The organism is Nocardia jejuensis NBRC 103114 (assembly GCF_001613145.1).
In the GTDB taxonomy this organism is placed as follows: Bacteria; Actinomycetota; Actinomycetes; order Mycobacteriales; family Mycobacteriaceae; genus Nocardia; species Nocardia jejuensis.
Map to the genome: position 1 here is coordinate 1 of NZ_BDBU01000060.1, position 11,198 is coordinate 11,198.

An 11,198-nucleotide genomic window follows, 5' to 3' on the forward strand; every position below is an offset into this window, starting at 1 on the left:
ATCCGGGAGTGCTCGGCCATCAACTGTTCGGCTTCGGCTTTGAGTTCCGGGCTCACCCCGTGGGGCAGGCGTGTGTAGATCTTGCCGATCATGCGTGCGTGATCACGGGAAATCTCCCCTGCTTCTTGGGCTTTCGCGGTGTGCGGCAGCAGGGGCGGCAGCTCCCGGCCCGAGACTTCATGCCAGGTGCCGAGTTGCTGAGCGGCTTTGAACCGGGAGAACGCTTCGATATGCGAGATCCGCAACGTGTCTTCCAGGAACCGCACCGCACTCCGGACACCAGCGTGTTGGGGCATGGAGCGTTCTTCGACCTGCACGATCAACCGGTTCCACATGACCGCGAGGCGTCGTTCGCTGGTCTCGATTTCCCGCATCATTTCCACGATCGAGGCTTCGGGAAGTTCGGACAAGGTGGTGCACAGAAGCGCATCGACCGCGGCAGCCAGTGCGGCTCCCGCGGTGGTGCTCACTGTTCCCATCTCGTTCGAATGCATGTGCTAATTCTATCGCGAACGATCACGAAATGGAACCGAAAACAGTATCTGATCTGCGGTTATTCAGAATATATTCCTGTTCGCAACGGCTCCACTTATCCACAGCCTTTTGGGTACTAAGTCCTATTACTGCTGTCCTGCAGTGGAATTCGCCGCGACCTTCGCGTCCCACTGAACTCCGCGCCGCGACCGCCCAGCGCGAACCTGGAGGTGCCCGACGAGCTCGGGCCGCGACTCGCCTCGGTACTCGTAGCCGAAACCTGTTGTGTACAAAACCAGTTCACTCACAACGTTCGACCCGGCTCGGAGCGTAAGGCAATTTCGCATCCAGTCCTCGCGATCCACATCCCACCCGATCAGATACCCGCACGACATCGGTATCCAGCGTAATTCCGAACCCGCGCAGACGATCACACGCTGGACCGATGTGGATCGTGGCGGGCACTTCGCGGCGACGGAGGAACCCGCACTGCTGGTCGCCGATATCCGGGACCGCTCGCGGGTCTGCGGTGACGGTGCTCAACCCACCGCACCGGCGGCCAGTGCTGCTCGCCAGCCGCCGTATTCGCTGATGTCCTTACCGGTTTCGGCTGCCGCGCCCGCGCAGCTGAAACCGGTGCGCCAGGTGCCGTCCGCCAGCTCTACCGCGCCCAATTGCATGGGCGCGGGGAGTGCGGCGAGGAAGCGACCTAGGGCGGCGGGGGAGAGCAGCCAGCGTTCGGCGGCGATCGTGACGCCCGATTCGCCTTCGGGTGCCCTGGTCACGGCGGGTTTCGGCGGGGTGGTGTCGAGGGCGGCGAGGCGGTAGTGGGGTGCCGTGTCGACGGGTCCGGCCCAGCGTGCGCCGAGCGCGATCAGTTGGTGCTCGAGTGGCTGGCCGCGCAGGTGTGCGCCGAACACGATGAGTTCCTCGAACGCCGCTACGGCCAAGGGCCAGGCGAAGTTCGGTTCCCTCGGATGCTCGGGATCGTCGGTGATCATCGCGGCGATATCGAGGGCGACCGAGTCCTCGAAGGCTCGGGCCAGGACTGTCACGCCGAAGGGGGCATCTCCTGCGGTGCCTGCCGGGACGGCTACGGCGCAGAGGTCGAAGAGGTTGCAGAAATTGGTATAGGTGCCGAGCCGGGAGTTCTCGCCGATCGGGTCGGCAGCCACCTCGGCAATCGTGGGATGGCCCGGAACAGTCGGGGTCAGAAGCACGTCGGCTCCGGTCAGCGCCGTCAGTGCGGCTTCGCGCAGCCGGGCCAGTTCGGCGTGGTCGGTGACAAGTCGGTGTGCCGGGACGTCGCGTGCCGCGCGGATGATCGAACCGACCGTGGGATCGACGGCGTCGGGGTGCGCGTCGACGAATGCGCCTACGGCTGAGTATCTCTCGGCTACCAGCGCGCCGTCGTACAGGAGCTTCGCCGCTGCGAGGAAGGGGGTGGGATCGACCTCTACGATGGTGGCGCCGCGGTCTCGCAGGAGCTCTGTCACCCGTTCGAAGGTGCTGCGCCACAACGGATCCAGACCCGGTAGTTCGCTGAATACCGCGACCACCGGTTTCGGCGGTGCCGCCAGGCGCAGATCCGTCGGCCAGGCGCGGCCGGGCGCGCCCGCAGCCATCACACCCATCGCTCGCGCGGCCAGGTCGAGATCGGCGGCGAAGATGCTCACGCAATCGTAGGAGCGGCAGGCGGGGACGACACCCGCCGTGGAGACCACGCCCACGGTGGGTTTGATGCCGACGATGCCGTGCAGCGCCGCCGGGACTCGGCCGGAACCGGCGGTGTCGGTGCCGATGGCGATATCGGCCTCACCCCGGGCCACCGCCACCGCGGAGCCGGAACTCGAACCGCCCGAGATGTATCCCGGCCGCAGGGCGTTGTCCACCGCTCCGTACGGCGAACGGGTGCCGACCAGGCCGGTGGCGAACTGGTCCAGATTCGTCTTGCCGAGAACCACCGCACCGGCCGATCGCAGCGCCGCCACGGCGGCAGCGTCCTCGGCAGGCGTGTAGGCGAATTCGGGGCAGCCCGCCGTGGTCGGCAGACCGGCCACGTCCACATTGTCCTTGACCGCCAGCGTAATTCCGGCCAGCGGACCTCTCGCCTCGCTCGCCTCGGCGGCGACGTCGGCGTCGGGGCGGCGGTGGATCCAGGTCGTCATTCTCGAACTCCTCGGCGATTGTCGCAGCTCGCCCCGGCCGGACCGGGCCTGCGCGAAGTGCGTGCGAATGATGTCGGCGCTACGGCTTTTCGGTGAGCTCGCCCGCCTCGCGCCACGAATTCCGTTCCGCGGTGAAGGCTTTCGCCTGCAGAGCACGGAAGTCGGCGATCGACGATTCGTTCTCGGTCAGGAAGGCGCGGTAGTCCGCGAGCCGGAATTCGCCGTCCTGCGCGTCGAGCCGGCCGCGACCGGCGGCGGTGTCGGCGCGCAGATCGAGGAGCTCCTCACCGCTCACGGGATACCAGCTGATGCGGTCGAAATAGCGCAGCAGCCAAGGATCTTCGCCGACGCCGGTCGAGCGGTGGTTCCAGACCTGGGTGGTGCGGCCGACGAACTGGTAGCCGCCGGGACCCTCCATGCCGTAGATGCACAGGTACGCGCCGCCGATGCCGACCGCGTTCTCCGGGGTCCAGGTGCGGGCGGGGTTGTACTTGGTGGTGACCAGCCGGTGCCGGGGATCGGTGGGGGTGGCCACCGGTGCGCCCAGATAGACGTCACCGAGGCCGAGGACCAGATACTCGGCGGCGAAGACGGTGTCGAACACGTCGTTCACCGACTCCAATCCGTTCATGCGGCGGATGAATTCGATGTTCCAGGGGCACCAGGGGGCATCGGCGCGGACACCGTGCATGTAGCGGATGATCGCCTCGCGGGTGGACGGGTCGTCCCACGAGAGCGGCAGTCGCACAGTGCGACTGGGCACCACCAGCTCGTCGGCGGACGGGAGCTCGGCTTCCACCTCGCCCAGTAGATCCAACAGGGCGGAGGTGGACAGGCGGTCCGGGTCGTTGCGCACCTGAAGCGATCGCACGCCGGGGGTGAGTTCGGTGATGCCCGGCTCCGCGCGTTCGAGCAGCGCCTCGTGCAGGGCGTGCACGCGGGCGCGCAGCTCCAGATCCAGTGTCATGTCGCCGTATTCGATGAGCACGCCGTCGTTGCCCGCACGCCGGTAGGTCACGGCGGTGTCCTCACCGTCGCGGCGAGCCAGTACGCCGTCGTCGCCGTCACCGCCGCCGGACAGCACGATCGGCCAGGCGGCGCGGCGTTCCGCGCCCAGTTCGCGCAGGGAGGCGGCGCGGTCGGCGCGCACGGGGACGAAGCGCACGGCATCGCCGGGGGTGAGCTGACCGAGCTTCCAGCGGTCGGCGGCCACCACGGTGACCGGGCAGACGAAGCCGCCGAGGCTCGGGCCGTCGGGGCCGAGCAGGATCGGGGTGTCGCCGGTGAAGTCCAGCGCGCCTACGGAATACGCGGTGTCGTGAATATTGGAGGGGTGCAGGCCCGCCTCCCCGCCGTCCTGGCGTGCCCACTGCGGCTTCGGTCCGACCAGGCGCACACCGGTCCGATCGGAGTTGAAGTGGACCTCGTAGTCGGTGCCGATGATGGTGTCGAAGTCGTTGCGGGTGAAGAACTCCGGAGCGCCGTGCGGGCCCTCGGTGACCGCGAGTTCCCAGCGACGGGTCAGAACCGGCTGATCGTCGCCGGGAACGCCCGCCGTCACGCGGCCGGGGGTTCCGAGGGGGAAGTGGTCCTCGGCCGCCAGGGCGCGGCCCACGCCGCCGCCGAACTTGCCGAGGGTGAATGTCGCACGGCTGCCCAGGTATTCGGGAACGTCGATACCACCCGCGATGAGGATGTAGCTGCGCATCCCCGGGCCGCGCACCATTCCGACATCGAGCACACCGCCCGCGGGGACGAGCACGCTGCCCCACTGGCGCACCGGCTTTCCGTCGACCAGGACCGGTGCGGGTGCGCCGGTGACGCAGACCCAGGTCGCGGTCTCGAATCGCAGGGCCGGCCCGCCGAGGGTGCATTCCAGGCCCGCGGCGCCCTCGGGGTTGCCCAGAGCCCGGTTGCCGAGCCGGAAGGACAGGTCGTCCATCGGGCCGGACGGCGGAACGCCCACGTGCCAGTACCCGACCCGGGCGGGCCAGTCCTGCACGGTGGTCTGCATGCCGGGCCGCAGCACCCGGAAGGCGGGGGTCGCGGTGGGCTGCTCGGCGACTGCGGGGGCGGGCAGGACGGCGGTCATCGGGTCACCACCATGCGCACGGGCGTCGGGTCGAAACCGTTGCAGGGGTTGTTGATCTGAGGGCAGTTGGAGACCAGCACCAGGGTGTCGATCTCCGCGACGAGGGTGATCCGCTTGCCGGGGGCGGAGAGTCCGTCCACGATGCCGAGGGTGCCGTCGGCCTCCACCGGAACGTTCATGAACCAGTTGATGTTGGACACCAGATCCCGTTTGCCCAGGCCCCATTTCAGGCCCTCGGCGAGGAAGTTCTCGACGCACGCGTGCTGGTGGCGGGTGTGGTGGCCGTAGCGCAGCGTGTTGGATTCCTGCGAGCAGGCTCCGGCGACGGTGTCGTGATTGCCGACCTCGTCGGCGGTGACTGTCATCAGGGCGGTTCCGGCCTCGGTGCGCAGGACACTGCCGGTGGTGAGGAAGATGTTGCGCTGCGCGGTGATGGTGCTCTGCGCGCTGTAGCGATCGGTGTGATCGGCCGCCGAGTACAGCAGGCAGTCGACGGCCTGGTTCCCGTGCAGGTCGATGATCTCCAGTTGCTCACCGGCGCGCACCACCGCGGACCACCGCGCTCGGGCGGGCACGGTCTCGTCCAGGACGACGGTGCGAACGGCTGAGGTGACGGTGCTCATGCGATGGCCTCCAGAGTGCTTGCGTTCCAGTCGCTTTCGGTGTTCTCCACCGCGCGCAGGTATTCCGGATCGGTGTTGTGCTCGGCGGTCAGCTCGGCGGCGGCGGACCAGGCCACCGCATCCAGATCCGTGGTGGGGGAAAGGTCGAGGGGGTGTTCGGCATTGGCGATGAGCAGGGTCACCGGGAGGTGGATCAGCAGGTCGATCGCCGCGCCCGCGCCCGCGCTGCCGGTGGGGGTGAGTCCGCCGTCGCGTTCGACGCGCACACCCCGGAAGAAGGAGATGCTCGGGCCGATGTCGCGGGGTTCGAGGCCCTGTTTCACCCCCGCCAGGTGCAGCCGGTCGCGGGCGGCGGGCGAGGGGCCACAGAGGGTGTCGTGGTGCCCGGTGGAATCGGCGACGACGGTGGCGAGCACGCGGCCCTGATCGGACAGGAGCGGATGTCCGGCGCTCAGGTACGCCTGCCACGGGACCTTGACGGTGTCCGCGACGTTCAGTCGCTCCCAGGGGGATTCGGCGCGCAGCAGGAACAGGTGGGCGCAGGCCGAGCCGTGCGGGTCCGAGAGCCGGAGCCGGGTTCCGCGGCCGAGCACGACATTCGCGTATCCCTCGGCGGGGATGCGCTGGGCGAAGGTGATTCTCGCGGCGTCGACGCCGTCCGGGAGGACCGGTCCGCTGACGGCCGCGGCGGCGGCCTGTGAGCGGGCGTGCGCCCGGGCGTTCGTGGTGTCTGCGGTGTTCGTCATCGATACTCCTGGCGAGGTGTCGTGTCGTGCTCGGCCGCGGGAAGGGACTGCGGCCCGAAAGTGCTGCGGCTCAGGCGGGTTGGACGGCGGTATCGAGGGCGGCGGCGCTGCGGCCCGGGGTGACGAGACGGTGGACGAGGATTCCGGCCAGAACCGTGACGAGTACGAACAGCGGTGCGCCCCAAAGCATCCACCAGCTGCCGCCGGCGGGGGTGTACACCTCTTCGCGGGGCCAGGCCAGGTTGATCGCCATGGCGATGCCCCAGACCACGGCCAGCGCGTTGATCGGAATTCCGAAGCGGCCCAGCCCGAACAGCGGTGCGCCGGTCTCGGTGGTCGCGTCGTCGGCGGGCCAGCCCTTGATGCGCCGCACCAGCAGGGGCACGGTGACCAGCAGGTACGCCAGGTACAGCGTGACGATGCAGACGCTGGCCATGGTCGCGAAGATGGCGGCGTTGCCCAGGTTCAGCACCAGCAGGCCGATGCCGAGCACGCCGATGACCACGGACGGCCAGGCGGGGGTGCCGAAGCGCGGGTGCACGGCGGACAGCCGAGCGGAGAACGGCAGGCGGCCGTCGCGGGCCATGGAGAACATCAAACGCGATCCGGCGGTCTGAATGGCCAAGGTGCACACCGTGATAGCGACGGCGACGCAGGCCAGCACGACCTTGCCGGGGGTGGTGTCCAGTTTGGCCTCGATCACGTACGCGAGACCACCCGCGCCGAGCGAACCGTCGGTGAGGCTCGGTGCGGCCATCAGCGCGCCCAGCAGGATCAGGCCGCCGCCCAGGGCGGATACGGCCAGCGCGGTGAGGATGGTGCGCGGCGCGACGTGGCGGGGGTTCTTGGTCTCCTCGGAAAGCTCACCGGCGGAATCGAATCCGACCATGACGTAGGCGGCCATCAGGCCGGACACCAGGAAGGCGGCCCAGTACGGTCCGGGTGCGGCCTGGTCGGTTTCCATGACCACGCTCGGGCCGCGATCGGCATGGGTGAAGAACACCGCGATCACCGCGATCACGCCGATGATTTCGATGGTGACGCCGAGCGAGTTGATCCGCGCCATCCAGTCGATGCCCGCCACATTGATGAACGTGGTGATCACCAGCAGCGCACTGCCCAGGATGACCGCGTTGACCGCGCCGTCGTGCGAGGTCAGCGAGCTGTCGGTACCGACAAGCTGGAAGCCGCTCCAGATCGAGGGCAGCACCACCTGCAGCGCGATGGCGGCCGCGGCGGCGGTCACGATCTGCGCGATGATCATCATCCAGCCGGCGAACCAGCCGACCAGCTCCCCGGCCAGATGCCGGGACCACTGATAGATGCTGCCCGAGAGCGGGTAGCGCGCGGCCAGTTCCGCGAAGTTCAGCGCGACCAGGAACTGACCGGCGAACACGATCGGCCAGGTCCAGAAGAAGGCCGCGCCACCGAAGGAGTAGCCGAGGCCGAAGAACTGGAAGATGGTGGTCAGGATGGAGACGAAGGAGAACCCGGCCGCGAAGGAGGCATAGCGGCCGAGTTTGCGGTGCAGCACGGGTTCGTAACCGAAGCGCGCCAGGTCAGCGCTGTCGGCGCTGGTGTCGGAGGTGCTCGGCGGGAGGTCGGGGACTAGTGAGTCAGCTGTGGCAACCATGGCGGCGAGTCTTTCGGCGAGCGGGTGAATATCTATCGCTTGAAAGTTTTCCGTTCGCGATCGCGCATCCGGTGACGCCGATGTATCGGTCGGATGGCCTGCGGTAACTTCTGCGTTGCCTGGATTTCTATCGAGTGACAGGAACCTCACCGGCCGCGCTGACCGGCTGTCAGGGGGCTTCGCGCGCGGGTGGCCCGCGGCCGGTAGGACAGAATGAGGGCGTGACCCAAGTCGGACCCGGACGTCCTCGCCTCGAACCCCGCCGCCGGGCGGGCCAGACGCCGCGCGCCGAAATTCTCGATGCCGCCGCGGAACTGTTCACCACCAACGGATACGGCAGCACCTCGACGCGCGGCATCGCCGACGCCGTCGGCATCCGGCAGGCGTCGCTGTACCACCACTTCGCGGCCAAGGACGACATCCTCGACACACTGCTGGCCGAAACGATCACCGCGCCATTGGAACTGGCGGATCGACTGGCCGTGGCCCCGGAATCGGCGACCGTGCGGCTGTACGGGCTGGCCTGGTTCGACGTCAGCCAGTTGTGCGCGGCCCGGTGGAATCTGGGTGCGCTGTACCTGCTGCCGGAACTGCGCAGTGAGCGGTTCGAATCGTTCCGGGAACGGCGCGACGAGCTACGCGGGCACTATGAGGCGCTCGCGGGCGCGGTGATCGCCGAGGTCGGCGGGAGTGCGGTTCCGGGGTCGGAACTGCTGCCGTTCCGGATGGTCGAATCGGTGATCAATATCCGCTCCGATGAAGGAGCCGGGCCGGAGTACGCGGAGCAACTGATTCCCGATGCGATCCTGAGACTGCTCGGCCGGCAGGGTGAGCTGGCCCAGATCCGCACGGCCGCACTCGAATCGGTTCGGCAGCACCTTCCCGGCTGACAGGGTCGGAGCTCTCGGCTCGGCCTTTACCCTCTCGGCTCAGCCTTTGCCCTTGGACGTACCCCACTTGAGGTCCCAGTTGTAGGTCTTGTCCATGGCGAGTTTGCCCCAGAAGCGGTGCCCGTCGGGCGGACGCACGAAGACGCCCTCGCGGCGAACCACCAACTCGCCGTTGATGTTCTCGATCAGCGCCAGCGCCATCTCGCGGGAGTCGTCGACGCAGCCGCTGACCTCCATCTCGATCGGCGGTGAACTGCGCGGGTACAGGGTCGCGGTCGCGTGCACGCCGCGGAAGTCCTGCGCACCCTCGTACAGCGAGGCGAACACCAGGATGCGGCGGAACTGCGCGGTGTGATCGAGATTGATGGACAGGTTCTCACCGCTCTGGCTCGCGCCGGTCCGGTCGTCCTGGTCCAACTCGATGAACGGGGCCTTGTGCAGAGTGCCCATGGTGTCCAGGGGGCTGATGCAGCCCTTGGAACCGTCGGTCAGCTCCCAGAAGCAGCACAGATCCAGATCGAGTCCGCCGTTGCCGCCGCGCTTGCGGCCGAACAGGCCGCCGCTCGCACCGGGCACCGACCAGTTCAGGTTGACCCGCATGATGCCGCCGGTCGCACCCTGCTTGGTCAGTGAGACCGCGGGTGATTCCTTGGTCAGCGAGATCTTGCCGAGGTTCACCCGTGGCTCGGCGGGAGCTCCCGGTGCGGGGGGCTGCTGGAAGGGTTGCTGGAAGGGTTGCGGGGGAGCCTGATTCGGCTGCTGGTACTGCGGCGGGACGGGGGCGTAGCCCTGCTGCGGGGGCGGGTACTGGCCGGGCGGCGGCGGGTATCCGCCCGCGGGTGGGGTGTATTGGTTGGGCGGCGGGTACTGCCCGGGCGGCGGGGCGGGCTGGCCCGGCGGGGGGAACTGCTGCTGGTTGTAGCCCTGCGGCGGAGCGGAATTCGGCGCCGGGGGAGCGAAGTTCGGGGGCGGAGCCTGCTGTGGCTGTGGGGCCGGTGGCGGTGTGGGCTGTTGAGGCGCGGACTGCTGGGGCGCGGACTGCTGGGGCGCGGGGGCGTCGTCGACGCTGATGCCGAAATCCCTTGCCAGTCCGGCAAGTCCGGCCGAGTAGCCCTGGCCGACGGCGCGGAACTTCCAGGCTCCCTGGCGGCGGTACAGCTCGCCGAGGACGTAGGCGGTCTCGGAGGACGCGTCCTGCGGATCGAATCGCGCCAGCTCCGCGCCATTGCTCGCATCCGCCAAACGCACGTGCAGACCACGGAATTGGGCGAAGGTGCCGCCGTCCGAAGAGGCGGCGATGACGATGGTCTCGACCTGTGGTTCCACCTGGCCGAGCTGGACCGTGAGCACGTCGGTGACCTGCGGACCCTGCTGCTTGCCCTCGTGCCGGACCGCGCCGGAGCCGTGGACCGGCTGGTTGTAGAAGACGAAATCGCTGTCGGAGCGGACCTTGCCGGAGGAGATCAGCAGCAGTGCCGACGCGTCGGCATCCGGAACGCCCGGACCTGCTTGCCATCCCAGTTCGATACGAACCGCGGACGCCGCCACCGGAACGTTGGAACCCTTCGTCATCGACACTCGTCAAACGTATCCGATTCGGACATCCGATGTCTCCGGGTTCCGGCGGGGTGCGGACCCGGGCGGCGAGCGCCGGGAGGGTGGCGGCAACGCGGGACCGTGGCGGGTGAGGTGCCCGGTCGGTTGCCGGACCGGATGTCCGGCAACTGGCAAATATCCAGCGTAGGGACTATCCGCTAGACTTATCAGGGTTCCGCGTGGCTTGATCAAGTGTCAGCAAATGTGAAGCACCATGGTTCACATAGCTGTCCTCGACTGGTTTGGAGCGATTGATGGCGGATGTGGAGCTGGAACCGGCGGTCTCGGGCAGTAAGCGCTGGATCGCCCTGGCGGTGCTCGCTCTCGGCTTGTCCATGGTGGTGCTGGACGGCACCATCGTCGCCGTCTCGCTGCCGGTGATCATCGCCGACCTGCAGTTGAATTTCACTCAGGCGCAATGGATAACCAGCATCTACGCCGTCGTGCTCGCGGCGCTGCTGATCACCGCCGGGCGGCTCGGAGACCGGTTCGGCCGCAAACTCCTGTTCGCCGTCGGTGTCATCGTCTTCCTCGGGGGCAGTCTGCTCGCCGCATCGGCGAGCAGTGCCGGGCTGCTGATCCTGGGCCGCATCGTGCAGGGCATCGGCGGCGCGGCCGTGCTGCCGGGCTCGCTCTCGACGATGAACGCGCTGTTCCGCGGTCGTGACCGGGTGATCGCCTTCGCGGTCTGGGGGTCGGTCATCTCGGGCGTCGCGGCCATCGGCCCGCTGGTCGGCGGCTGGCTCACCACCGATTACACCTGGCCGTGGATCTTCCTGGTCAATATCCCGCTCGGCGTGCTGGTGCTGGTCGGGCTCGTGCTCTTCGTGCCGGAGACCAAGATGGGCAGGCACGCGCCCGGACTGGACGTGGACGGGTTCATTCTCAGTGCCCTCGGGTTCGCCCTGCTGGTCTTCGCACTGATCGAGGGGCAGACCTACGGGTGGTGGAAACCGTTGCGGGAGTTCCCGATCGC

General features: G+C 68.2%; 9 protein-coding genes. 2 read left to right on the forward strand and 7 right to left on the reverse strand.

The genetic code is table 11. From position 1 onward, the window contains the following. The 6 genes from NJ1_RS34615 to NJ1_RS34645 form a co-directional block, all read right to left on the reverse strand. Positions 1–470, reverse strand: a 470-nt coding sequence (locus NJ1_RS34615) for a DUF222 domain-containing protein (protein ID WP_169813241.1), incomplete at its 3' end; no start/stop codon positions are given. A gap of 543 nt (positions 471–1,013) precedes the next feature. Beyond that, positions 1,014–2,642, reverse strand: coding sequence for an allophanate hydrolase (atzF, locus tag NJ1_RS34625; RefSeq protein WP_067703523.1), 1,629 nt, complete (start codon positions 2,640–2,642; stop codon positions 1,014–1,016). A 79-nt stretch (positions 2,643–2,721) separates the two neighbouring features. Beyond that, positions 2,722–4,656, reverse strand: a complete 1,935-nt coding sequence (locus NJ1_RS34630) for a 5-oxoprolinase/urea amidolyase family protein (protein WP_067703540.1) — start codon at positions 4,654–4,656, stop codon at positions 2,722–2,724. A gap of 74 nt (positions 4,657–4,730) precedes the next feature. Beyond that, positions 4,731–5,357 carry an urea amidolyase associated protein UAAP2 gene (locus NJ1_RS34635; RefSeq protein ID WP_067703525.1) on the reverse strand — a complete coding sequence of 209 codons (627 nt, stop codon included), beginning with the start codon at positions 5,355–5,357 and terminating at the stop codon, positions 4,731–4,733. Then, complete coding sequence (locus NJ1_RS34640) at positions 5,354–6,103, reverse strand: DUF1989 domain-containing protein (RefSeq protein WP_067703529.1); 750 nt, start codon at positions 6,101–6,103, stop codon at positions 5,354–5,356. The genes NJ1_RS34635 and NJ1_RS34640 overlap by 4 nt, the downstream gene beginning before the upstream one ends. 70 nt (positions 6,104–6,173) lie before the next feature. Then, positions 6,174–7,736, reverse strand: coding sequence for an amino acid permease (locus NJ1_RS34645; RefSeq protein ID WP_067703531.1), 1,563 nt, complete (start codon positions 7,734–7,736; stop codon positions 6,174–6,176). A gap of 221 nt (positions 7,737–7,957) precedes the next feature. On the opposite strand from NJ1_RS34645, the gene NJ1_RS34650 reads away from it, so the two are divergent. Then, positions 7,958–8,626 carry a TetR/AcrR family transcriptional regulator gene (locus NJ1_RS34650; protein WP_067703534.1) on the forward strand — a complete coding sequence of 223 codons (669 nt, stop codon included), beginning with the start codon at positions 7,958–7,960 and terminating at the stop codon, positions 8,624–8,626. Positions 8,627–8,665: 39 nt separating this feature from the next. Here NJ1_RS34650 and NJ1_RS34655 read toward each other — a convergent pair whose 3' ends face one another. Beyond that, positions 8,666–10,198 carry a TerD family protein gene (locus NJ1_RS34655; RefSeq protein ID WP_084479165.1) on the reverse strand — a complete coding sequence of 511 codons (1,533 nt, stop codon included), beginning with the start codon at positions 10,196–10,198 and terminating at the stop codon, positions 8,666–8,668. A gap of 278 nt (positions 10,199–10,476) precedes the next feature. On the opposite strand from NJ1_RS34655, the gene NJ1_RS34660 reads away from it, so the two are divergent. After that, positions 10,477–11,198 (forward strand): MFS transporter (locus NJ1_RS34660; RefSeq protein WP_157574520.1); only part of this gene is annotated, 722 nt, incomplete at its 3' end.